12 protein-coding genes, 15 tRNA genes, 3 rRNA genes and 5 pseudogenes are annotated in these 24202 nt (G+C 40.5%); 5 read left to right on the top strand and 30 right to left on the bottom strand.

Annotated elements, in window-relative coordinates:
• Positions 1–122 precede the first annotated feature (122 nt).
• The 19 genes from LC087_RS15605 to LC087_RS15515 form a co-directional block, all read right to left on the bottom strand.
• Positions 123–198 (bottom strand) — tRNA-Asp (locus LC087_RS15605).
• A 5-nt stretch (positions 199–203) separates the two neighbouring features.
• A tRNA-Met gene (locus LC087_RS15600) sits at positions 204–280 on the bottom strand.
• A 326-nt stretch (positions 281–606) separates the two neighbouring features.
• A 5S ribosomal RNA gene (gene rrf / locus LC087_RS15595) occupies positions 607–722 on the bottom strand.
• Positions 723–788: 66 nt separating this feature from the next.
• Positions 789–3717: ribosomal RNA gene (locus LC087_RS15590) — 23S ribosomal RNA — on the bottom strand.
• 175 nt (positions 3718–3892) lie between these two features.
• Positions 3893–5453, bottom strand: a 16S ribosomal RNA gene (locus tag LC087_RS15585).
• The 16S, 23S and 5S rRNA genes sit together here with 11 tRNA genes alongside, the layout of an rRNA operon.
• 103 nt (positions 5454–5556) lie before the next feature.
• Positions 5557–5630, bottom strand: a tRNA-Gly gene (locus LC087_RS15580).
• 16 nt (positions 5631–5646) lie between these two features.
• Positions 5647–5723 (bottom strand) — tRNA-Pro (locus LC087_RS15575).
• A gap of 4 nt (positions 5724–5727) precedes the next feature.
• Positions 5728–5804 (bottom strand) — tRNA-Arg (locus tag LC087_RS15570).
• Positions 5805–5903: 99 nt separating this feature from the next.
• Positions 5904–5987, bottom strand: a tRNA-Leu gene (locus tag LC087_RS15565).
• A gap of 15 nt (positions 5988–6002) precedes the next feature.
• Positions 6003–6085 (bottom strand) — tRNA-Leu (locus LC087_RS15560).
• Positions 6086–6096: 11 nt separating this feature from the next.
• A tRNA-Lys gene (locus LC087_RS15555) sits at positions 6097–6172 on the bottom strand.
• Between the two features lie 7 nt (positions 6173–6179).
• Positions 6180–6254 (bottom strand) — tRNA-Gln (locus tag LC087_RS15550).
• Positions 6255–6692: 438 nt separating this feature from the next.
• Positions 6693–6768 (bottom strand) — tRNA-Asp (locus tag LC087_RS15545).
• Positions 6769–6772: 4 nt separating this feature from the next.
• Positions 6773–6849: transfer RNA gene (locus LC087_RS15540), tRNA-Met, on the bottom strand.
• 581 nt (positions 6850–7430) lie between these two features.
• Positions 7431–7506: transfer RNA gene (locus LC087_RS15535), tRNA-Val, on the bottom strand.
• A gap of 3 nt (positions 7507–7509) precedes the next feature.
• Positions 7510–7584 (bottom strand) — tRNA-Glu (locus LC087_RS15530).
• Positions 7585–7604: 20 nt separating this feature from the next.
• Positions 7605–7695, bottom strand: a tRNA-Ser gene (locus LC087_RS15525).
• Positions 7696–7698: 3 nt separating this feature from the next.
• Positions 7699–7773, bottom strand: a tRNA-Asn gene (locus tag LC087_RS15520).
• 159 nt (positions 7774–7932) lie between these two features.
• A complete protein-coding gene (locus LC087_RS15515; RefSeq protein ID WP_226540634.1) occupies positions 7933–8397 on the bottom strand; it encodes a SprT family protein in 465 nt (154 codons plus the stop codon).
• Positions 8398–8473: 76 nt separating this feature from the next.
• Here LC087_RS15515 and cmpA point away from each other — a divergent pair, with 76 nt between their 5' ends.
• Complete coding sequence (cmpA, locus tag LC087_RS15510; RefSeq protein WP_226540632.1) at positions 8474–8587, top strand: cortex morphogenetic protein CmpA; 114 nt, start codon at positions 8474–8476, stop codon at positions 8585–8587.
• Positions 8588–8633: 46 nt separating this feature from the next.
• Here the strand turns inward: cmpA and LC087_RS15505 are convergent.
• The 6 genes and pseudogenes from LC087_RS15505 to acpS all read right to left on the bottom strand — a co-directional run bounded on the left by LC087_RS15505 (position 8634) and on the right by acpS (position 14483).
• Positions 8634–10789, bottom strand: a pseudogene (locus LC087_RS15505) (Tex family protein).
• A 79-nt stretch (positions 10790–10868) separates the two neighbouring features.
• On the bottom strand, positions 10869–11219 hold the full coding sequence (gene ndoA, locus LC087_RS15500; protein WP_226540629.1) for a type II toxin-antitoxin system endoribonuclease NdoA: 351 nt from the start codon (positions 11217–11219) through the stop codon (positions 10869–10871).
• A 4-nt stretch (positions 11220–11223) separates the two neighbouring features.
• Entirely contained in the window at positions 11224–11505 is a 282-nt protein-coding gene (locus tag LC087_RS15495; RefSeq protein ID WP_226540628.1) for a CopG family ribbon-helix-helix protein, read from the bottom strand.
• 192 nt (positions 11506–11697) lie between these two features.
• Positions 11698–12774, bottom strand: a pseudogene (alr, locus tag LC087_RS15490) (alanine racemase).
• A 229-nt stretch (positions 12775–13003) separates the two neighbouring features.
• Positions 13004–14021: pseudogene (locus LC087_RS15485) on the bottom strand (LolA family protein).
• A 99-nt stretch (positions 14022–14120) separates the two neighbouring features.
• The gene (gene acpS / locus LC087_RS15480) at positions 14121–14483 is read right to left on the bottom strand and encodes a holo-ACP synthase (RefSeq protein ID WP_226540625.1); all 363 of its coding nucleotides are present in this window, start codon (positions 14481–14483) and stop codon (positions 14121–14123) included.
• 97 nt (positions 14484–14580) lie between these two features.
• Here acpS and LC087_RS15475 point away from each other — a divergent pair, with 97 nt between their 5' ends.
• Complete coding sequence (locus LC087_RS15475) at positions 14581–15174, top strand: rhomboid family intramembrane serine protease (RefSeq protein ID WP_306019690.1); 594 nt, start codon at positions 14581–14583, stop codon at positions 15172–15174.
• Here LC087_RS15475 and LC087_RS15470 read toward each other — a convergent pair.
• From LC087_RS15470 to LC087_RS15455, 4 genes and pseudogenes are all read right to left on the bottom strand, one after another.
• The gene (locus tag LC087_RS15470; protein ID WP_226540616.1) at positions 15079–16611 is read right to left on the bottom strand and encodes a PH domain-containing protein; all 1533 of its coding nucleotides are present in this window, start codon (positions 16609–16611) and stop codon (positions 15079–15081) included. The genes LC087_RS15475 and LC087_RS15470 overlap by 96 nt on opposite strands.
• Entirely contained in the window at positions 16604–17083 is a 480-nt protein-coding gene (locus tag LC087_RS15465; RefSeq protein ID WP_226540613.1) for a PH domain-containing protein, read from the bottom strand. Before LC087_RS15465 ends, LC087_RS15470 begins: the two co-directional genes overlap by 8 nt.
• Positions 17084–17195: 112 nt before the next feature.
• A pseudogene (locus tag LC087_RS15460) lies at positions 17196–18675 on the bottom strand (DEAD/DEAH box helicase).
• 531 nt (positions 18676–19206) lie between these two features.
• Positions 19207–19899: an alpha/beta hydrolase gene (locus LC087_RS15455; protein WP_226540607.1), complete on the bottom strand. Its 693-nt coding sequence runs from the start codon at positions 19897–19899 to the stop codon at positions 19207–19209.
• A gap of 132 nt (positions 19900–20031) precedes the next feature.
• Between LC087_RS15455 and LC087_RS15450 the strand changes: the two genes are divergently transcribed.
• The 3 genes from LC087_RS15450 to LC087_RS15440 all read left to right on the top strand — a co-directional run bounded on the left by LC087_RS15450 (position 20032) and on the right by LC087_RS15440 (position 22718).
• A complete protein-coding gene (locus LC087_RS15450) occupies positions 20032–21030 on the top strand; it encodes a LytTR family transcriptional regulator DNA-binding domain-containing protein (protein WP_226540605.1) in 999 nt (332 codons plus the stop codon).
• 135 nt (positions 21031–21165) lie between these two features.
• Positions 21166–22014 (top strand): ABC transporter ATP-binding protein, encoded by an 849-nt coding sequence (locus LC087_RS15445; RefSeq protein ID WP_226540603.1) that lies wholly within the window; start codon positions 21166–21168, stop codon positions 22012–22014.
• Entirely contained in the window at positions 22011–22718 is a 708-nt protein-coding gene (locus tag LC087_RS15440; RefSeq protein WP_226540601.1) for an ABC transporter permease, read from the top strand. Before LC087_RS15445 ends, LC087_RS15440 begins: the two co-directional genes overlap by 4 nt.
• A gap of 27 nt (positions 22719–22745) precedes the next feature.
• Here LC087_RS15440 and LC087_RS15435 read toward each other — a convergent pair.
• A pseudogene (locus LC087_RS15435) lies at positions 22746–24111 on the bottom strand (UDP-N-acetylmuramoyl-tripeptide--D-alanyl-D-alanine ligase).
• Between the last annotated feature and the right edge of the window lie 91 nt (positions 24112–24202).

The following is a 24202-nucleotide window of genomic DNA, read 5'->3' as shown; positions in this document are numbered from 1 at the left end:
CTTATCATATGAAGGAACTGGGTGTCAATATAAATAATACGCATAGTAATACAAAAGTCAAAATTTAATATTTTCTAGAAAACAAAAAAACATCCAATAATGAATGTTTGACTATTTTAATATGGCGGTCCCGACGGGAATCGAACCCGCGATCTCCTGCGTGACAGGCAGGCATGTTAACCGCTACACCACGGGACCGTTTTTGGTTGCGGGGATAGGATTTGAACCTATGACCTTCGGGTTATGAGCCCGACGAGCTACCAGACTGCTCCACCCCGCGATAATATTAAAGTATATTGTTGTTCTATGCTCTTAGTTAGCATGGACTGTCCCGATCTCAGGTTGTTTACTCAAGGTGTTGCTCGATCGGTACAACTCACTGTGGATTCGACGATGCTTTTGCTCGTTGCTCCACCCCGCGATAATATTAAAGTACATTGTTGTTCTATGCTCTTAGTTAGCAATTGACTGTCCCGATCTCAGGTTGTTTACTCAAGATGCTACTCCATCGGTACAACTCGCTGTGGATTCGACGATGCTTTTGCTCGTTGCTCCACCCCGCGATAATAGTAGTGTTTTTTAAAAATATATTATGTAAATAAAATAGCCTGGCAACGTCCTACTCTCACAGGGGGAGACCCCCAACTACCATCGGCGCTAAAGAGCTTAACTTCCGTGTTCGGCATGGGAACGGGTGTGGCCTCTTTGCCCTTATTACCAGGCTATGTTTGAAAGAAAGTTCATTCTTTCAAAACTAAATAACGAAAGGTGACAAGAATCGCATGTGTGTGGTTAAGTCCTCGATCGATTAGTATTCGTCAGCTCCATGTGTCACCACACGTCCACCTCGAACCTATCAACCTGATCATCTTTCAGGGATCTTACTCTATTGCTAGATGGGAAATCTCATCTTGAGGGGGGCTTCATGCTTAGATGCTTTCAGCACTTATCCCTTCCGCACATAGCTACCCAGCGATGCCTTTGGCAAGACAACTGGTACACCAGCGGTGCGTCCATCCCGATCCTCTCGTACTAAGGACAGCTCCTCTCAAATTTCCTGCGCCCACGACGGATAGGGACCGAACTGTCTCACGACGTTCTGAACCCAGCTCGCGTACCGCTTTAATGGGCGAACAGCCCAACCCTTGGGACCGACTACAGCCCCAGGATGCGATGAGCCGACATCGAGGTGCCAAACCTCCCCGTCGATGTGGACTCTTGGGGGAGATAAGCCTGTTATCCCCGGGGTAGCTTTTATCCGTTGAGCGATGGCCCTTCCATGCGGAACCACCGGATCACTAAGCCCGACTTTCGTCCCTGCTCGACTTGTAGGTCTCGCAGTCAAGCTCCCTTGTGCCTTTACACTCTACGAATGATTTCCAACCATTCTGAGGGAACCTTTGGGCGCCTCCGTTACTTTTTAGGAGGCGACCGCCCCAGTCAAACTGCCCACCTGACACTGTCTCCCACCCGGATGACGGGTGCGGGTTAGAAGGTCAATACAGCCAGGGTAGTATCCCAAAGACGCCTCCACCGAAGCTAGCGCTCCGGCTTCTATGGCTCCTACCTATTCTGTACAAGCTGTACCAACATTCAATATCAGGCTACAGTAAAGCTCCACGGGGTCTTTCCGTCCTGTCGCGGGTAACCTGCATCTTCACAGGTACTATAATTTCACCGAGTCTCTCGTTGAGACAGTGCCCAGATCGTTGCGCCTTTCGTGCGGGTCGGAACTTACCCGACAAGGAATTTCGCTACCTTAGGACCGTTATAGTTACGGCCGCCGTTTACTGGGGCTTCGGTTCACACCTTCGCTTACGCTAAGCGCTCCCCTTAACCTTCCAGCACCGGGCAGGCGTCAGCCCCTATACTTCGCCTTACGGCTTCGCAGAGACCTGTGTTTTTGCTAAACAGTCGCCTGGGCCTTTTCACTGCGGCTCTCTCGGGCTTGCACCCTACCAGAGCACCCCTTCTCCCGAAGTTACGGGGTCATTTTGCCGAGTTCCTTAACGAGAGTTCTCTCGATCACCTTAGGATTCTCTCCTCGCCTACCTGTGTCGGTTTGCGGTACGGGCACCTCCCACCTCGTTAGAGGCTTTTCTTGGCAGTGTGGAATCAGGAACTTCGGTACTCTATTTCCCTCGCCATCACAGCTCAGCCTTCATGATGAGCGGATTTGCCTACTCATCAGCCTACCTGCTTGGACGCGGCGATCCAGTGCCGCGCTTACCCTATCCTCCTGCGTCCCCCCATCACTCAAATGGTGGGGAGGTGGTACAGGAATATCAACCTGTTGTCCATCGCCTACGCCTTTCGGCCTCGGCTTAGGTCCCGACTAACCCTGAGCGGACGAGCCTTCCTCAGGAAACCTTAGGCATTCGGTGGAGGGGATTCTCACCCCTCTTTCGCTACTCATACCGGCATTCTCACTTCTAAGCGCTCCACCAGTCCTTCCGGTCTGGCTTCACCGCCCTTAGAACGCTCTCCTACCACTGTTCCATACGGAACAGTCCGCGCCTTCGGTGATACGTTTAGCCCCGGTACATTTTCGGCGCAGAGTCACTCGACCAGTGAGTATTACGCACTCTTTAAATGGTGGCTGCTTCTAAGCCAACATCCTGGTTGTCTAAGCAACTCCACATCCTTTTCCACTTAACGTATACTTTGGGACCTTAGCTGGCGGTCTGGGCTGTTTCCCTCTTGACTACGGATCTTATCACTCGCAGTCTGACTCCCAAGAATAAGTTTCTGGCATTCGGAGTTTGACTGAATTCGGTAACCCGATGAGGGCCCCTAGTCCAATCAGTGCTCTACCTCCATAACTCTCATCTTGAGGCTAGCCCTAAAGCTATTTCGGAGAGAACCAGCTATCTCCAAGTTCGATTGGAATTTCTCCGCTACCCACACCTCATCCCCGCACTTTTCAACGTGCGTGGGTTCGGGCCTCCATTCAGTGTTACCTGAACTTCACCCTGGACATGGGTAGATCACCTGGTTTCGGGTCTACGACCCTATACTCTATTCGCCCTACTTAAGACTCGCTTTCGCTACGGCTCCGCCTTATCAGCTTAACCTTGCATAGGATCGTAACTCGCCGGTTCATTCTACAAAAGGCACGCCATCACCCGTTAACGGGCTCTGACTACTTGTAAGCACACGGTTTCAGGATCTCTTTCACTCCCCGCCAGGGTGCTTTTCACCTTTCCCTCACGGTACTGGTTCACTATCGGTCACTAGGGAGTATTTAGCCTTGGGAGATGGTCCTCCCTGCTTCCGGCAGGATTCCTCGTGTCCCGCCGTACTCAGGATCCACTCTGGAGAGAATGAGATTTTGACTACAGGATTGTTACCTTCTCTGATGGGCCTTTCCAGACCTCTTCATCTATCTCATTCCTTTGTAACTCCGTATAGAGTGTCCTACAACCCCAAGAGGAAACCTCTTGGTTTGGGCTAATTCCGTTTCGCTCGCCGCTACTCAGGAAATCGCGTTTGCTTTCCTCTCCTCCGGGTACTTAGATGTTTCAGTTCCCCGGGTGTGCCTTCCATATCCTATGTATTCAGATATGGATCCTACTCCATTACGAGTAGGGGTTTCCCCATTCGGATATCTCCGGATCAAAGCTTACTTACAGGCTCCCGAAGCGTTTCGGCGTTAGTCCCGTCCTTCATCGGCTCCTAGTGCCAAGGCATCCACCGTGCGCTCTTTCTAACTTAACCGTTAGAATTTATTACATCGACTTTAAAAGTCATAAATCACAATTTTGATGTCTTGTCATTTCGTTATTTAGTTTTCAAAGAACGAAGTCTTTCTGTTTGAGAGATGATCTCTCAAAACTAAACAAACCAAGAAGCGTCCTTACGTTTATGTCTCGAAAGAGACATTTTTCCTTAGAAAGGAGGTGATCCAGCCGCACCTTCCGATACGGCTACCTTGTTACGACTTCACCCCAATCATCTGTCCCACCTTAGGCGGCTGGCTCCCTAAAAGGGTTACCCTACCGACTTCGGGTGTTACAAACTCTCGTGGTGTGACGGGCGGTGTGTACAAGACCCGGGAACGTATTCACCGCGGCATGCTGATCCGCGATTACTAGCGATTCCGGCTTCATGTAGGCGAGTTGCAGCCTACAATCCGAACTGAGAATGGATTTTTGGGATTGGCTTCACTTTGCAGCTTCGCTGCCCTTTGTTCCATCCATTGTAGCACGTGTGTAGCCCAGGTCATAAGGGGCATGATGATTTGACGTCATCCCCACCTTCCTCCGGTTTGTCACCGGCAGTCACCTTAGAGTGCCCAACTGAATGCTGGCAACTAAGATCAAGGGTTGCGCTCGTTGCGGGACTTAACCCAACATCTCACGACACGAGCTGACGACAACCATGCACCACCTGTCACTTCGTCCCCCGAAGGGGAACCTTCTATCTCTAGAAGTAGCGAAGGATGTCAAGACCTGGTAAGGTTCTTCGCGTTGCTTCGAATTAAACCACATGCTCCACCGCTTGTGCGGGTCCCCGTCAATTCCTTTGAGTTTCAGTCTTGCGACCGTACTCCCCAGGCGGAGTGCTTAATGCGTTTGTCGCGAAAGACTAAAGGGCGGAAACCCTCTAACACTTAGCACTCATCGTTTACGGCGTGGACTACCAGGGTATCTAATCCTGTTCGCTCCCCACGCTTTCGCGCCTCAGCGTCAGTTACAGACCAGAGAGTCGCCTTCGCCACTGGTGTTCCTCCACATCTCTACGCATTTCACCGCTACACGTGGAATTCCACTCTCCTCTTCTGCACTCAAGTTCCCCAGTTTCCAATGACCGCTCGCGGTTGAGCCGCGAGATTTCACATCAGACTTAAAGAACCGCCTGCGCGCGCTTTACGCCCAATAATTCCGGACAACGCTTGCCACCTACGTATTACCGCGGCTGCTGGCACGTAGTTAGCCGTGGCTTTCTGGTTAGGTACCGTCAAGGTACCGCCCTATTCGAACGATACTTGTTCTTCCCTAACAACAGAGCTTTACGATCCGAAAACCTTCTTCACTCACGCGGCGTTGCTCCGTCAGACTTTCGTCCATTGCGGAAGATTCCCTACTGCTGCCTCCCGTAGGAGTCTGGGCCGTGTCTCAGTCCCAGTGTGGCCGATCACCCTCTCAGGTCGGCTACGCATCGTCGCCTTGGTGAGCCGTTACCTCACCAACTAGCTAATGCGCCGCGGGCCCATCTGTAAGCGATAGCTAAAAGCCACCTTTCAACTTTAGACTAGGTAGTCTTAAGGTTTATCCGGTATTAGCCCCGGTTTCCCGGAGTTATCCCCGTCTTACAGGCAGGTTGCCCACGTGTTACTCACCCGTTCGCCGCTAACTTGATGGAAAGCAAGCTTTCCATCAAGTCCGCTCGACTTGCATGTATTAGGCACGCCGCCAGCGTTCGTCCTGAGCCAGGATCAAACTCTCCGATAAAATGGTGTCAGATTCAATCTGATCATTTTATGAGTTTGCTAACTCATTGTTGTTTCAAAAAAATTGACGCTTTTGGTTTGTTTAGTTTTCAAAGATCATAATTTGGAGCGGGTGATGGGAATCGAACCCACGACATCAGCTTGGAAGGCTGAGGTTTTACCACTAAACTACACCCGCAAATAATTGAAGCAGCTGGTCGGGAAGACAGGATTCGAACCTGCGACCCCATGGTCCCAAACCATGTGCTCTACCAAGCTGAGCTACTTCCCGCAAATGGCGCGCCCGAGAGGAGTCGAACCCCTAACCTTTTGATCCGTAGTCAAACGCTCTATCCAATTGAGCTACGGGCGCTTTCTTTAATTTGTTTTGTTTTAGCGACAAGAAATATCTTATCATGTAATCTATCGTATAGTCAACACTTTTTTAAAAACTATTTTCAAATGATGATAATGCGGTAGAGAGGAGTCGAACCTCCACGGGGTTAACCCCCACTAGGCCCTCAACCTAGCGCGTCTGCCATTCCGCCACTACCGCGTAAATAAAAATGAATGCGGGTGAAGGGAGTCGAACCCCCACGTCACAAGGACACTAGATCCTAAGTCTAGCGCGTCTGCCAGTTCCGCCACACCCGCGAAATTCAAAATGGTGAGCCATGAAGGACTCGAACCTTCGACCCTCTGATTAAAAGTCAGATGCTCTACCAACTGAGCTAATGGCTCTTAATAATGGCTGGGCTAGCTGGATTCGAACCAGCGCATCACGGAATCAAAATCCGTTGCCTTACCGCTTGGCTATAGCCCATTGATGTTACTTCATGAATTAGCTTCTCCGAGTATACTTCATGAATTCACTTCGCACGATGATTTTTGTGTTCGAAAGACTAAGCTTCTTGAAACTCTTCAAGAACATATAAATCATCGACATAAACTGAATAATTATGATATCCACTATATGTCCGCAATTCATAATAGTAATTTATATTGAAGGTTAGCTTCGCACAATGATTTTTTATGCATTTTCTTCATTGAGTTACTTCAAGAAAAATCATTGACATACCTATAAAATAAATACTAATTATAGTAAGTAAACATCAAGAATGTAGTTCGCACAATATTTTTTTATGCATTTTCTCCATTGAGTTGCTTCAAGAAAAATCATCGACATAACTTCCAACTAGTCACAAAAATTCACTAGATTAAATATAATATATTAAATAACGGTAGAAGTCAAGATTAAAAATGGCGGTCCCGACGGGAATCGAACCCGCGATCTCCTGCGTGACAGGCAGGCATGTTAACCGCTACACCACGGGACCTTTTTGGTTGCGGGGATAGGATTTGAACCTATGACCTTCGGGTTATGAGCCCGACGAGCTACCAGACTGCTCCACCCCGCGATAATATTAAAGTATATTGTTGTTCTATGCTCTTAGTTAGCAATTGACTGTCCCGATCTCAGGTTTGTTACTCTTTGATGCTACTCGATCGGTACAACTCGCTGTGAATTCGACGATGCTGTTGCTCGTTGCTCCACCCCGCGATAATAATAAAGTATATTGTTGTTCTATGCTCTTAGTTAGCATGGACTGTCCCGATCTCAGGTTGTTTACTCAAGGTGTTGCTCGATCGGTACAACTCGCTGTGAATTCGACGATGCTGTTGCTCGTTGCTCCACCCCGCGATAATAATAAAGTATATTGTTGTTCTATGCTCTTAGTTAGCATGGACTGTCCCGATCTCAGGTTGGTTACTCAAGATGTTGCTCGATCGGTACAACTCGCTGTGGGTTCGACGATGCTTTTGCTCGTTGCTCCACCCCGCGATAATATTAAACTACATTGAATTTCTATGCTCTTAGTTAGCATGGACTGTCCCGATCTCAGGTTGGTTACTCAAGATGTTACTCGATCGGTACAACTCGCTGTAGTTTCGACGATGCTTTTGCTCGTTGCTCCACCCCGCGATAATAGTAAAGGAATGGTGGAGGATGACGGGATCGAACCGCCGACCCCTTGCTTGTAAGGCAAGTGCTCTCCCAGCTGAGCTAATCCTCCAAATGGTGACCCGTACGGGATTCGAACCCGTGTTACCGCCGTGAAAGGGCGGTGTCTTAACCGCTTGACCAACGGGCCGATTTTAAGCAAAAAAATAATGGCGGAGAAGGAGGGATTTGAACCCTCGCGCCGCTCGCGCGACCTACACCCTTAGCAGGGGCGCCTCTTCAGCCACTTGAGTACTTCTCCTTATGGCTCCGCAGGTAGGATTCGAACCTACGACCGTTCGGTTAACAGCCGAATGCTCTACCACTGAGCTACTGCGGAAAATAATGCATATTGTTTAACGAAAGCTATTATAATTTATCATAAATTCAGACTATCGTCAACCTTTTTTATACACCTATTAACTCCTTCAAGCACGCTAACTGAAGGAGTTTTTTATGCAAGCTTCTAAGAAAAACTTCAACTATTCCAAGTGCTCTTTTAACTTTGAACTACCGCATCAACCAGCTTTATTTTCCCTCGACATCTACCGCATGAATATTTACTTGGATCCATTCGTTTCTTTCTAATATATTGATGATTGCAACTGTCGCATTGATATACATATCTCTTTTTTGCTGTTTGAGTGTTCTCTAATGGTTTGCAATACCTTGGGGCACCTACTTTAGCAAGTAACTCCTTAAAATCTCGATCACGGTGCATATGTCCTTTTCCTTCTAAATGTAAGTGGTAATGACATAACTCGTGCTTAATAATACCTTCAAGTTCTTTTTCTCCAAACTTCTCATAATGACTGTAGTTAATTTCGATATTATGACTTTTAAGCAAATAGCGACCTCCCGTTGTTCGTAGCCTTTTGTTGAAGGACGCTCTGTGAAAAAATGGTTTGTTAAAATACTTGAATGATATCTTCTCAACTAATATTTGTAGTTCTTTATCGTTCAACCTATTCACCTACTTACTGTTTGTGCAACAGGACATAACCCATGTGCATACAATATATCACTAGGAGGGGAGAACCATGCCAAATTGGCTTCAAAATCAGATTCAACGTGCCTTTTTAGAAAAAGATCGTTACCAAATCAAACTTCTTAACCAATGCTGGTATTTTTATAGAAAACGACATTGCCTCTAAAAGGAGTACTTAACCTCCCTCTCTCAATAAGGAGAGGGAGGTAATGCTAATCCCCTATCATTGTTAAAGAAACTCTCCCTTTTTGAATATTAACATCGTCTACCCATACTTTAACAATATCACCAACTGAAACAACTTCTAAAGGATGTTTTACAAATCCTTTTTTTAGTTTTGAGATATGGACAAGCCCGTCTTGTTTAACGCCAATATCAACAAACGCCCCAAAATCAACAACATTTCTTACGGTACCTTGTAGTTCCATACCACTTTTTAAATCTTCCATTTTCAAAACATCTTTCCTTAGGATTGGTTGAGCCACATCGTCTCTTGGGTCACGTTCTGGCTGGATAAAAGCATGGCAAATATCCTTCAGCGTAAATAAACCTACATCCAACTCTTCGTTTACTTTCTCTTGATCTAATGACTTAACTTTTTCTTTTAAAGAATCTGTACCTAAATCCTTTTTACTGACATTCAGTAAATCCAAGAGTTGATCTGCGAATGAATAGCTTTCAGGATGAATTGAAGTACGGTCTAAAGGATTATCACCGTCGATGATTCTTAAAAAGCCGATTGCTTGCTCATATGTTTTGGCACCTAGTCTAGGAATGTCTTTCAATTGTTTTCGATTCGTAAATTTCCCTAGTTCATCACGTTTTTTTACAATATTTTGAGCGACAGCTTTAGTTAAACCTGATACATTTTGTAATAATGAAACAGAGGCCGTATTAACATTGACTCCTACACCATTTACGACCGTTTCTATGACGAAGCTCAATTGCTCTGTCAGCTTCTTTTGCGAAACATCATGCTGATATTGTCCGACGCCGACAGATTTCGGATCAATTTTCACAAGTTCTGCAAGAGGGTCTTGCAACCTTCTCGCTATAGAAACAGCACTTCTCTCTTCCACTTGAAAATCAGGAAACTCAGCTCGTCCAATATCTGAAGCAGAATATACACTAGCTCCAGCTTCGTTGACAATCACATAAGCAACTTCTTGTTTTAATGAATGAATCACTTCTGCAATGAATTGTTCTGTTTCCCTGGACGCAGTACCATTACCAATCGCAACAATGGGAACATGGTATTTCATTAACAGTTCTTTAACCTTCACAATTGCTTCTTCTTTTTTTTTTAACAGGTGCATGAGGATAGATGACATCTATTTGAAGAACCTTTCCAGTCTCATCAACGACGGCTAATTTACAACCTGTTCGATAGGCTGGGTCCACTCCTAAAACGGTCTTTCCTTTAATGGGAGGCTGAAGAAGTAAGTTATGTAGATTTTCTGAAAAGATATGTATCGCTTGTTCTTCCGCCTTCTCTGACAGCTCTTTACGGATTTCCCCTTTCAATAGAAGGTCTAATCAATCTTTTATAACTATCCTCTATAACCTCCTGTATATGACTTTGAACTATCGTCTCTTTTCCTAAAACTTGTCCCTCTAAGTAGGATATGATCTTGTCAGTAGGTGGAAGCAAATCCACTTTAAGAATACCATCTTTCTCACCGCGGTTAATTGCTAACGTTCGATGAGGGACCATTTTTTTAATCGGTTCCTCGTACTGATAATACATTTCATATACGTTTTTCTCATCTTTTTCTTCGTCTTTCACTTCCGTTACGATCATCGCCTCATTTTTCGTCATTTGACGTAGACGTTGTCGGTAAGTAGGATCGTCGGAAATCCATTCTGCGATTATATCTTTAGCCCCTTGTATAGCTTCTTCTACGGTTTGAACCTTTTTTTCCACATCAATAAACGAAGATGCTTCTTGTGAAATTTCCCCCTGTTCTGGAAGGGAGAAAAACCATTTTGCCAACGGTTCAAGTCCTTGTTCCTTTGCAACCGTTGCTTTCGTCCGTCTTTTTTGCTTGTATGGTCGATATAAATCCTCTACTTGTTGCAGTTTAGTTGCTTCTTGTATTTTCTTTTGCAATAATTCCGTTAATTTTCCTTGTTCATGAATGGATTTCAATACTTCTTTCTTTCTTGTCTCTAAATTATTTAAATACTGCCAACGCTCTGAAATTTCTCTAATTTGCACTTCGTCCAAAGCACCTGTTTTTTCTTTTCGATACCTTGCGATAAAAGGAACGGTATTCCCTTCTTCTATCAATTCAATAACATTCGAAACCCCTTTTAAGGGTAGAGATAACTCTTGACTTACTACTTGTAATAACGCTTGTTTTTCCATAACATCACCTCTGTATCTAGATAAAAGATAAAATAAAAAGCTCCTCAAGAGGAGCAATGCTTGTAAAATATTTATCCTTTTAAAAATCGATTAGTCCTAAACTAATTTGTAAAGCTTCATTTACTTTATCCATCATTTCATCGTCAAGATGGGTAATTTTATCTGTTAGACGCTGTTTATCTATTGTTCGAATTTGTTCTAGTAAAATAACAGAATCTCGTTCAAAACCGTATTTCTTCGAATCAATTTCAACATGTGTTGGCAACTTTGCTTTTTGTATTTGCGCTGTTATTGCTGCAACGATAACCGTAGGGCTGAAGCGATTCCCTATATCGTTTTGGATGATTAATACCGGTCGTACCCCACCTTGTTCAGAACCAACAACCGGAGATAAGTCAGCAAAGTATACATCGCCACGTTTGACAATCAACAGCTTAACCCCCGCTTACTAATCGTTCAACGGTGTGATCCGCTTCATATTCAGCTAAGAATGCTTCAGAAGCAATATTTAAATTAATCTTCGCCATTTCCATGTAGCCACGTCTCATGGATTCACGGATTTGCCTTTTTTTTCTTTCACGAATATACATTTTCGTAGCTTGATAAATTAGATCATTACGGTTGCCATCTTCCTGTTTCACTAAACCATCCAACTCCGTCACTAATGATTGTGGTAAGCGAATAAGAATTTCTGTTGTTGCGCTGGATTCAGACACAAACATACACCTCCACCAAAACTACAACCCGTTTATCTATTCCAACAATAATCATATCATTTAAACGGTTGTAAGCAAAGCAATTTTCTTTAACTAATCCTTTAAAATGTTCAATTTTCTTCGCTAAGGAAACTTAATATCTTCAAAAAGCCAAATCACATAAAAAACTCTAGTTTATCAACTAAGCTCTTGTTATAGTAAAGCATTACTCACTTCCATTATACTCTGATTTCGCAAAAAAAATACGGGGAACTCTTGAAGTAATCATGCAAGGGATTTCATAATTAATGGTATCTAAGTCCTTTGCAAGCTCATCCATCCCTATCGTTTCACCTTTTTGCTCCCCAATTAAGGTTACAATTGTTCCAACAGGTTTTTGAATAGGTAATTTTATCATGAATTGATCCATACATACACGACCAATTATTGGAACCCTCTTTCCATCTACCAAAACAGAACGTTTTGCCAACTTTCTTATCCATCCATCAGCATAACCAATTGGAACAGTTCCAATCCATTCTTCTTGTTCGGCTGTATAAGTACTCCGTAACTAACACTTTCTCCTTTTTTAAGTTTCTTAACATGTACAAGTTTTGAGTGTAAAGAAAAACTCTCTTTTAGCTCGAAAGGAAGTGAATTTTTTAAGTTTGTGGCTGGGGCAAGGCCATACATCGAAATACCGAATCTCACCATATTAAACACTTGATCAGGGAATCTTAAACTCATAGCTGAGTTTGCACAATGAATCATTAGCTGATCTTTATTAAATAACGAGATCAAACCTTGGAATTTGTTTATTTGTTCATCAAGATAGGATGTATTATCTTCATCTGCCGTAGCTAAATGAGTAAATATCCCTTTTAATTGAATCTCTTCATTCCCCTCCAACAATGCAATTGCTTCTTTTACTTCTTGTTCGGTTTTTAGTCCCAGTCTATTCATCCCAGTGTCTAGTTTCACATGAATATTCACCTTTTGCTTTAGGTTTATCACTTGTTTTAACCATTGTAATGATATCGCAGTCAAGGTAACATTCCATTCGGTTGCGTATTTTACGTGATCAACACTAGTTGCACCCATTACTAATATCGGTGCCTCAATACCCGATTTCCGTAAAAAGATCGCCTCGTCTAAGAAGGCAACCGCTAAAGCACTTGCACCTGCTTCTAGAGCCGTCTTAGCTACCGGAACATAACCATGGCCATAGGCATTCGCCTTTACAACTGCCATTATTTTTGTTTTATGATTTAAATGCTTTTTTAAATTCATTACATTTTCGTAAATACAATCAAGATTTACTTCAACCCATGTATCTCTATATGAAGACAACAAATCTATACACCTCAATTAGCTTTTCTTTATGGGTGATTATGATTTGAAAATGATGTATTTGTCAATAGAAAAACAAAAAACCTCAAAGTAGAGGTTTTTATAAAGAAATATATATACCCAATTCAACAAAAAAGAAAACCCAATGATAGAGTTTTCTTTTTTTTGTTTATTTAGAGGATTGCCCTTGAACAGACGAGGCTACTTTGATTAATTCATCTTGTGATAATTCTTCAGAAGCTAGCATGTAATTGACTCCTTCGTAAGACCAAGAGATTGAATTTTCCTTCAAAGCACCCACTGTAAATCCTAGATCAACTGGTTCTCCCATCACATAAGTTGATGTAGTCGCCGCTGCAATTGTCGCCCTTTCTTGAATTAACGTATAGCTTTTTTCACCGCCAAATGTCATAATCACTCGTTTTCCTACATCGGTTTCAACTTCTTTCTTCCCAACTAGTTTACTCCCCTTCGACTGGTTCCATTGGATACTTAACAGCAAATGGTTCTTCCTCTTGCTGAGCCAGTGTAGGAACATCGATCAAAGCGCTGGACATATTCTTCTCTGTATCAAAGGCTGCTTTTTCCACCGTTTCATTCATGTTGAAAGAAGAAAATTCGACAGTAACTAGAGGATTACGATCGACATCCATCACTTTTACATTTTTCGGAGTGAGCGTTTTCTTATCAAACGTTACTTCTTGAAATGGGAGCATTTTTTTATTTTGATAATTTGTTTTTGTTTCAAATAAATATTGCCCCTCTCCTGCTTCGAATGTAGCTTCTGCATCTTCAAGCACATCTTCTACAAGTGATTCATACAAGTACACTTGGCTACTGTTTTGCGGCCATTCACTTTGAAAGCGGAATGATTTATTTAATGCTGGCGTTAAAACAAAAACCCCTTCGTCATTACGAATAATAATTTGACTTTGCTCTTTTTGTGCATTCTCTAATTTGACTCGATAATAGGTCGGCTTCATATGCAAGATTTCGATGTCATACACTTGTTCTTCTTCACCTGTCATCAAGGTCATTTTTGCATCTGCTTTGTATGAATTCATTTCGTCTACTTTTTCTTTTAGAGCAGTCGCAACATCAGACTGAGATTTTTCACCACATGCGGTCAGTAGTAAGAGCATAATGGCAAAAAGTCCAATAAACCTAATTTGATAGAACTTCCTCACAACTTCAACCCCTTTGTCTCAATTGACGTATCAAGGAAGATACAATCTTCTTCCCTATCGCATTACATCTATATGAGACAAGAAGTTCAAATATGCAGACTAGCTTGACAAGCTTTCAATTATTACTTGAGCAATCGCATATTGCTCGCTATGGGAAATGCTAATATGCACTCTATGTTGTGTAATAGTTTGTATTAGTTCGGGTTTCCCTTTATTATTGTTCATGATTTCTAAATCATGGAATTGCACTTCTTTACCAATTCCACTTCCGTAAGCCTTACTAAATGCCTCTTTTGCCGCGAACCTTCCTGCTAGAAACTCATTTTTCCTTCTTTCAGATAACGTTTGATAAACGCTTAATTCATTATTTGTCAGAATACGAGAGACGAATTTTTCACTCTTGTTTTTCAATTCGTCAATTCGGGTTATTTCTACTAAATCGATGCCAACTCCAATAATCATCTGTACCTCCTACACTTTTAAAATGCTTGTACTAAAATAACCTAAAAGCTCATAACATGTAGAGAGTCTCCCAACAACGTCACGGAGGTGTTTTTTTATGTTTATTCATCGAGAAACCTTTGAGTCCTATCGAAATAATTATCCGGTAGTATTTACGATCGGATGCATGATCCTTATTCTATGGATGTTGTTCCTTATTCCCCATCCCATTCTATCTTTAGTGTTCGCTATGCTTGTTGGTTTTAACGGAGCAATTGAAGTAGGAGAATGGTGGAGATTGATCACTCCAATATTCTTACACAAAGATTTTCAACATCTGTTTTTCAACCTTGCTACCCTTATTATTTTAGCTCCCTTTGCTGCTGAGCAACTACTTGGTCATTTCCGCTTTTCTCTACTATTTATAAGTAGCGGTGTTTTAGGAAACATTGTTACCTTTCTTATTGAACCTCTTTCTTACGTTCACATCGGAGCATCAGGTTCATTATTTGGTATTCTTGGGTTTTATTTATTTCTACTATTTTCAAAAAACTACACGATGACTAAACAAGACTCGCAAATAATTATTATCTTCTCTATCATTGCCTTGTTTTTCTCATTCATTGACCCATCCATCAACATTGTTGCTCATTTCGCCGGTTGTTTCTGTGGCTTCTTGATTGGTTCCTTCCTGAGTATGAAGCGTTTGTGATCTTGATAGCCATTGGTAAATTTCTTCAGCAGAGCGTCGATCTACATCTCTTACACTTGTATGGAGTCCAATTGCTCCACTCATACAATTCGTATGAACAGACGTTAGTAAGTAACGTTTCTGCAAGAAGGATTGAGAGTAATGATACGATTGAATCTTTGCTTTTTTCATTAACACTTTGCTCTTCACTAAGCGACGATACTTTAAGGTGAGTTGATGGTTTTCACGATCAATATTCCATCCAGCATCTTTATATCTCAGCACACCAAACCACCAAGCAAGTGGTAACACAAGAAGCGAGAGTGCTCCTATCCCTTTGAACATAATGATAAAGAACAAGGAAAGAATCACAAATGGAGCGACAGAACGAAAAATATATCGTCGTTTCGATATTAATGGTAGTTTTTGAGTCTCGTTATCAGCTTCATAGTTAGGGAAAATCTCTGCCAACGATCGTTTCAAATTCTTTTTATGTATAAGCGGAAACAGCATTGAACTTTCATCTTGATTTTCAATACTTCCTGATCCTGCACTAATCATTTTCACTGTTCCATAACCGAAAGGCTGTCTTAACAAACTTTCTTCAATTGTGATCGCTTGTACTCTCGACAACGGAACAGACAATTGCTGCTTTTCAAGAATTCCTTTCGATATGTAAATCATCTCATCATCCATTTCAATTTGATAATTAGCATATTTCAAAAAGGTCCCTACTACGCTTAAAGCCCAAAGAAAGAAAAGCACAAAGACAGTTAGTAAAATTTCAAATACGTTAGATAAGCCATAAAATCGATTCCAAAGCTCTTCAACATTTAAAAAGTTATCAAAGAATTGACTTGCACCTGCAAAAGCCGAAAAGATGATTCCGATCCCGCTTGATGTGGTCGCCATAATAAACAATTCTTTGTTTCCAAGTGAATAAACGAAATCTTTGTTGACTTGTTGCTCCTCAAAGTCCTGTCCTAAACTTTCGTCCTCTAACTGACCTTCCTTTTGAACTTTTCTTTTTTGTATCGTTGATTTAATATTTTCTGCGTCTTCTTTGGAAATAGCCGTTAAGTCTACTTCTGATTCAAAACCTCCACCAGCAGTTTCAATTTGAAGCTTAACAAGCTTAAACATTTGGTTAAATAAATTGGCTTTAATGTTAATAGCATGTATTCTCTCTATAGGAATGTATCTCTGTTTTTTTATAAACACTCCTTGTTCTACCCTAAATTCATCATTTTCTATTCGATAGGTGAACTTCCACCAACGTAAAAAACCGATGAGTCCGATTAGTAAAATCCCAATCACAATAACAAGAACCAAATATCCATTTAAAAACTCTTTAACATCCGTAATGAATAATAACAAGATTGGAAAAATCGATTCTCTTATCACTTTTACGATCTGGTATAGGACACCGATAGGATGTAGTCGTTTTGCCTCAGACATCATCTTTCGCCACCCTTGCGAGCCTTGAAATATAATCTCTTAACTCTTCTGCTTCTTCCATGTTAAGAGCTGGGATTTGATGCACTGTCGCCGCTGTACTAATAGAAACAGATGCCAAGTTGTATTTTCGTAAAATAGGCCCTTGCTCAGTATCGACATGCTGAACACGAACCATTGGTACTAACACGCGGCTTACAACAAAAACACCAAACTTTAAGTCAATCTCATGCTCATGTACCTCGTAGCTCCATATTTTCAGGCGTATTTTTGGTATTAGATAAACATAGAAAAAGGTGAAAATACCAAATAACAAATAGTAGATAAAAATTAACCATCGCGGCCAATCAAAAAAGAACGTTGCAACTGTAAGGGCGATTGCAACTAGCAAAACGAAAGATGAGTTAATCGCACCTGAAATTCTCCAAACTTTTAACGCTTTAGGGCTAATCTTATTTTTCGGTTCTTTTCTCACTCGATCCCCTCCCTCATGTACTGTTTATTTTCTCTACGAATAAGCATAGGCAATGTTCCCTGATTTAGCAAGATATATTAAAAAAAGGTGCTGATCAGCACCTTTTTTTAATTTATGAGTTACGTGATTGTGAACGTGACTTTTTGTTATATCTATTTTGAGAACGATTTTTCGAGTACGATGATGATCTTTGACCTTTTTTGTGAGAATAATCTTTACGATTATTTTTCCCACGCTTATTATCATAATGTCTTTTTACCACATGCGGTGCTTCTTCTGTTAGCTTAACAGGGGTCGTACTTGGTTCTTTCGTCATCATTTTTATTGCAGCCGCTAATAATTCAACAGAATCATTTTCTTCAAGAAGCTCTTCCGCTCGCGCGTTTATAATAAGAAAGGTTATCCGTCTCAATCGTTGAGCGTATTTTTTCAATGGTTATTTTCTGCTTGCTTTCTAACGCTTCATCTAACGTAGGGGCATTCATCTTATCCATTTTACGCTTGGTTGTTTTTTCGATCATTTTTAACATACCATGTTCTCTTGGTGTAACAAACGTAAGAGCTAAACCTGTTTTTCCGGCACGACCTGTTCGACCAATTCGGTGAACGTAGCTTTCAGGATCTTGTGGTACATCGAAGTTATATACATGGGTAACACCTGAAATATCAAGCCCACGAGCCGCAACATCTGTTGCCACTAGTACTTCAATAGACCCCTCTTTAAACTTGCGTAACACAGACATTCTCTTCGCTTGACTTAAATCACCATGAATTCCTTCAGCTGCATAACCTCTCAAGGTTAAAGCCTCTGACAATTCATCCACACGTCTTTTTGTACGACCAAAGATGATAGCTAGCTCAGGTGATTGAAGATCCAATAAGCGTGTTAAAACATCAAACTTTTTCTTCTCTTGCACGTCTACATAATATTGCTGAATATTAGGTACCGTTACTTCCTTCGCTTTTACTTTTACAACGGTTGGATTATCCATAAATCGTTCAGCAATTTTTCTAATTGGATCAGGCATTGTTGCTGAGAACAATAACGTTTGACGCTGTTCTGGTACTTTAGAAAGAATAGCTTCAATATCTTCAATAAAGCCCATGTTTAACATTTCGTCCGCTTCATCCAATACCATTGTATGGACTCCATCAAGACGAATATTTCCTCTATTCATATGATCAATTAAACGTCCAGGTGTTCCTACGATAATATGTGGGCGTTTTTTTAGCGCTCGAATTTGACGTCCAATATCTTGTCCACCATATATCGGAAGAACACGCGCGCGTTTTCCTGATCCTATTTTATAAAGCTCTTCAGATACCTGAATCGCTAATTCTCTTGTTGGCGCAATGACCACTCCTTGAATCATAGATGAATGTACATCAATTTTTTCAATTAGTGGAATACCAAATGCAGCCGTTTTTCCCGTTCCAGTTTGCGCTTGGCCAATTACATCTTTCCCCTCAAAACCTAGAGGAATTGTTTGAGCTTGAATAGGTGTCGCTTCCTCAAATCCCATTCTCTCGATTGATTTCATCATACTCGGGCTTAGCCCTAATTCTTCAAACTTTTTTGTCAATGTCTTCATTCTCCTTCTCTTCTTTTCATTATTACTTCCTGCATGCCTTTTTAGAGGTCAAGGTGGATTGTTTAGGCTTTCTTTGTGAACCTTACCTACCCGTGTTAATAGCCCTTCAACGAATACGTTTTATATGAAAGGTCTTCTTCCTTCGTATCTCCAAAAGACAAACACCTTACCTTTTTATTAGCATTCCCCATAATAAATGAAAGAAAGAAATAATTTTAGGTCATTGACAAACGCTTAAGCTTGAAAAAAATGATGTTTATCTACAAACGGAGATTATAAGGAGGTGGGGCTTTCTTTCTCCACCTATCTTCTGAAACATAACATGAATCATGTATGTTTATGCTCAAAAATTGGAAGGTCGTTTCCACAAAAAGAAAAAGGGGTTTCAACCATAAACGTATGGCCACTCAGTCCCTTTTTAACGACCGATTCTATTAAACAAAGCACAATACACTTTAAAAGCTATCATACCATCTGTCGGACTTCATTTCAACTTAACCAATTTTTCCGACTTTTGAAAACCCATTCAAACTACTCTCCAGAAATTAAAAATTCATGAACCTTCTTCTTTAACGTATCAAAATCATTGCCATGACAAACGTGGTGTTTGGATGAAGGAAGAAAACATAGTTCTTTTTCCTTTGACCCAATCTGGTCGTACAAAAAATGAGCACTTTTAGCAGGAACAATTCCATCCTCTTCTCCTTGAATAATGAGGGTCGGTTGGTGTATCTTCTCTAATAAAGGTCTCACTTCACGAACAAGCTTCTGAAATTCTAAAGTGGAGGAAAGAGGAGTCTCTATAATCTTTTTTTTATATCGATTAAACAATTCGTTATCTTTAAGGTTTCGATTGAGGGCATCCTCAAACATTTGCTTAATATCTACAGCAAACTGAGAAGGGTTGACATAATAAGCTGCTGCGCTTAAGAGCACTAGCTTTTTCACTGAATAGTGAGCAGCTAAATAAGAGGCAATCATTCCTCCCATTGAGAATCCAACAACAATGATCTCATCCACTTGTTCTTCAAGCTTTTTATAGGCCGTTATCGCCTCTTCAATCCAGTCTTGTTTCGTATAGCCTTTTAAATTTGAAGAGGGCCCATGACCAGGTAATGTCGGGGTAACGATAACCCAATCGGTTTCCTTTTTTAAATAGTCCGCGATGGGTTCAACTTCCCAAGTATCACCTGTAAACCCGTGAATACATAGACAACCGATCATCTTATAGAACCTCCTGTACAAATAGCTGTTGTATAATTGATAAATAGAGGGATTTCCCATCTATTCATCGAAAGACTCACAATCATAGCCATAATTATAAAATATTTATTTACCTTAAGAGAGGAATTCATCATGGTCTTAAAAATAATTAATTTAGAGAAGCACGAAAAGGATACAACCGTCTTCTCCTCATTTAATTTAGAAATAAACAATGGAGATTCTGTATCTCTTCATACAAATACAAGCGTAAGAAATTCCCTTATTAATATTCTTATTGGGAAGGAAGCCGTATCTGTTGGGCAAATACACATCAATAATGAAAAAATATCAATTAACCTTCACTCTGTTTCCTTTTTATTATTAAAAGAAGCACTTTACGAGAGATTAACGGTTATGGATCATTTTAAGTTTTTTAAGAGGTTATATCAATCACCACACTCAATAGAAAGCATTTTATCTATAGTTAAGCTTGATGAAAAAAAGTTAAAAAAAGTGAAGAATCTCTCTCCCTCTGAAAAGAGAAGAGTACAGTATGGACGAACCTTGTTTCATGACGCATGTTTATATGTTTTCGAAGAGCCTGTTCAAAATGTAGATATTGAATCCAAAGAAGTTTTTGTTCGATTAATCACATGGCTGGAAGAAAAAAAGAAGGGTATTCTCGTTTTAACAGATAACAAAGAAAACGCGAGGACACTCACGAATAAGGCCTATCATCTAGATAAAGAAGGATTAAAACCAATCTTGATAGAAAGCGACGATGTGAAAGAGGAAGAAAATGAAAAACCTCTTCATTATGCTTTTAATAAACTTCCCATGAAGATCAATAAGAAAATTGTTTTATTTGACCCGACGGACATTACCTTTATCGAGAGCTGTGAAGGTTCAGTAAATGTCCATATAAATGGAGAAGAATTTGAAGGCGTCTTTACCTTAATAGAATTTGAGCAGAAGTTGCAACCTTTCGGCTTTTTCCGATGCCACCGATCCTATATTGTTAATTTACAAAAAGTAAAAGAAATCATTACTTGGACAAAAAACAGCTACAGCTTAATTATGGAGGACCAATCTGAAGTTCCGCTCTCAAAAGCGAAAATGGCCGTGTTGAAAGAAATTATAGGGGTTAAATAGTCTCCATTCAACCTATATAATACTCCATTTACCGATCATTTTACTCTTTTCAGCCTAACCTATTCTCCTTTCAATCTGATTTTAATGTACTTTTCAGAGCCTTGTCATAAAATGAGAAAAAAAGGAGGCATCATATTGGAACCAGTAATCGAAACAAAATCATTAGTAAAGAGTTTTTCAAAACAAATTGCAATAGATGGGATAGACTTTTCAGTTCATCGAAAAGAGATATTCGGATTTTTAGGTCCTAGTGGGTCAGGGAAAACAACAACGATAAAGATATTAACAGGGCAACTTTCACCGACAAAGGGCGAAGCAACATTATTTGGCGTTCCCTCACAACTCATACGGAAAAAAGGACTCTTTAAAAAGATAGGTATTTTAACGGATAATAGCGGCTTATATGATCGTTTAACCATTGAAGAGAACTTACGGCTATATTGTAAGCTATTTGATGTACAAAAAGAACGAATGGATGAAGTACTTTCATTAGTGAAACTGTATGATGAACAAAGAAAAAAGGTATCAGAACTTTCAAAAGGAATGAAGCAACGCGTGTTACTTGCAAGAGTTCTCATACATGAACCCGAACTGCTATTTTTAGATGAACCGACATCGGCACTTGATCCAGTAAATGCACAGCAAATATACAAAGGACTCAAAGAGTTAAATGAAAAAGGAACAACGATTTTTTTAACTACCCATAACATGCAAGAAGCTGAATTGCTCTGTGATCGAATTGCCTTTCTTAATCATGGGAAAATTCAATTACTCGGTGAACCGAAAAAGATTCGTAGAGACTTTTCAGATACAACGATTACAATCGAATTAAAAAATGGAAGAAAGGAAGTTCTCCAAAAGGATAAGGACAGTGCGAAAATCATCTATCAATATATGACGGCAGACGAGGTAGAGTCTATTTATTCAAACGAACCGACTTTAGGGGATATATTTTTGAAGATTACAGGGAGAGAATTAATATGACCGATTCAATGAGCCGTATTTATGCCATTTTCCAAAAAGACATGAAAGATTTATTTAGAAACCTGTTTGTTTTAAGTGTGATTACAGTCCCAATAATTTATGCTGTTTTTTTCAAAGATAGAGATAGCTTAGATATTAGCTATACAATTATCAGCATAACATTTGCCTTAGTTACGGTTTTTATTCAAAGTGCGCTTATTGCTGAAGAAAAAGAAAAAAATACGCTACGTGGTCTGATTCTATCACCTGCAACAACGTTAGAAATATTAATTGGAAAGAGTATACTGACCTTTCTTATGACAATAGGGACAGTCATTGTTTGTATCTTTATTATAGGCTACCAACCCAAAAACCTTACCATCATCTCTTTAGCACTCTTTATATCTGCTATTTTCTATTTAGGGTTAGGTACTTTGCTGGGTCTCTATACTAAATCGGTGACGGAAGCTTCTGTGTTATCTTTTCCAATCATGTTTATATTCGGTTTCCCACTTCTCATACAAAGTCTTATAGCAAGAGCTAGTTTTTTAAAACCTTTAGAATATTTACCAAACATACAGTTGCTACACTTAGCCACGATTGTCGAAGAAGGTAGTTCAACAGGAAACATATTCTCTCCTTTTATGATTATCCTCGCTTGGACTGTCTTATGTTGGTTGCTCGTTTTCATCGCATTCAACAAAAGAGGGGCCCTTGATCATTGATAGAAAGGGGGGCGTTTCAAAGCGCCCCTACTTTAATGCTTTCACCACTTCTTCTAATTTCATTCCTCGAGAAGCCTTTATTAAAATTAAGTCCCCACTTGTACGTAATTCCTTCAAATCCTCAATTAAACGTTGTTTATCTTCATAGTGAAAAACATAACCGTCTCTAAATCTTTCTTGAGCTCCCCGTGAAATATGCGCACTTAGTGGTCCATATGTGAAAACAAAGTCAACCTTTTCGCCAATGATCGTTTTACCGACCTCATAATGGAGTCTCTCTTCATCGTCCCCTAGTTCGAGCATATCACCAAGTACGACAATTTTTCTTTTATAGTCAGACAAATCATAGACGAGATCCATTACCGCTCTAACAGCTGTTGGGCTAGAATTATAGGCATCATTAATAATGACTTCACCTGTGCTTCCTTTTTCCATCTCCAAGCGCATGCTCGAAATCTTTATGGAAGCTAAACCTCTTTTTATTTCTTCCTCTGATAAGTGCAGTGTTTTACCTACAGCCATCGCACTTAAGGCATTTTTTACATTATGTTTTCCTAAAACAGGCATGTAAAATGAATCATTGAATGGGTAACAAGTAAAAGTGGTTCCTTCATTTGTTTGTTCAATTGTTAACGGATAAAAATCCATTTTATTCGAATAACCAAAGGTTATTTTTTTATAGTGTTGATCTACCCGCTCTTGTAACAACGGTTCCTCACCATCATATATAAGTGTCCCATTATTTTTTAACCCTTTTGTAATCTCTAGCTTCGCCTCAGCAATCGCCTCTCTTGAACCTAAATCCTGCAAGTGAGCTTCTCCAATATTCGTAATGATCGCAATATCAGGCTCAGCCAGTCTAGATAAGAGTTCTATTTCACCAAGACCACTCATTCCCATTTCTAAAACGGCAATGTCAGTCTGTTCCTTCATCTCTAAAATAGTTAAAGGCAATCCAATATGATTATTAAAGTTCCCTTTTGTTTTATGCACAACATAACGCTCACTTAGAATAGATGAAATCATATCCTTTGTTGTTGTTTTACCATTACTTCCCGTTACACCTACGACCGTTGGATTCACATCTACTATGTATGCTTTGGCTAAGGCTTGCAAGGCAACAAGCGTGTCTTCTACAAAAATAACGATCCCATTTTTAGGAGGTTTTTTCTCATGTTTATTCCACTCCAAAAGTCGCCAATGCTCCATTTTTAAGTGCTTGCTCTGCAAAATGATGAGCATTAAAGTTCTCTCCAACGATTGGGACAAACAGCTGACCCTTTTTTATTTCACGAGAATTCGTTGAAACGCCTTCAATTTCTTTTTGTTTATGTGTTTCATCGCAAGATCCATTCAACATCTTTACGATCTGTTCAATTGAACGTTTAATCAATGGATTCACCTTCCTTAAATAAAAGGGGCTGTCTATAAAGTAACTTTTCAGACAAAACCTTGATAAAAGTAAAACCCAAAAATGCTATTAT

Source organism: Bacillus carboniphilus (assembly GCF_020524035.2).
Classification (GTDB): domain Bacteria; phylum Bacillota; class Bacilli; order Bacillales; family JAIVKR01; genus Bacillus_CC.
The sequence above is the reverse complement of the archived record's forward strand: the minus strand, read 5'-3'. Positions and strand labels throughout refer to the sequence as shown.

Coding starts and splice junctions, on each gene's coding strand:
- LC087_RS15470 (WP_226540616.1), bottom strand. CDS start 16,611: ATGTCTGAGGCAAAACGACTACATCCTATCGGTGTCCTATACCAGATC.
- cmpA (WP_226540632.1), top strand. CDS start 8,474: ATGCCAAATTGGCTTCAAAATCAGATTCAACGTGCCTTTTTAGAAAAA.
- LC087_RS15455 (WP_226540607.1), bottom strand. CDS start 19,899: ATGATCGGTTGTCTATGTATTCACGGGTTTACAGGTGATACTTGGGAA.
- LC087_RS15475 (WP_306019690.1), top strand. CDS start 14,581: ATGTTTATTCATCGAGAAACCTTTGAGTCCTATCGAAATAATTATCCG.
- LC087_RS15450 (WP_226540605.1), top strand. CDS start 20,032: ATGGTCTTAAAAATAATTAATTTAGAGAAGCACGAAAAGGATACAACC.
- acpS (WP_226540625.1), bottom strand. CDS start 14,483: ATGATTATTGGAGTTGGCATCGATTTAGTAGAAATAACCCGAATTGAC.
- LC087_RS15440 (WP_226540601.1), top strand. CDS start 22,011: ATGACCGATTCAATGAGCCGTATTTATGCCATTTTCCAAAAAGACATG.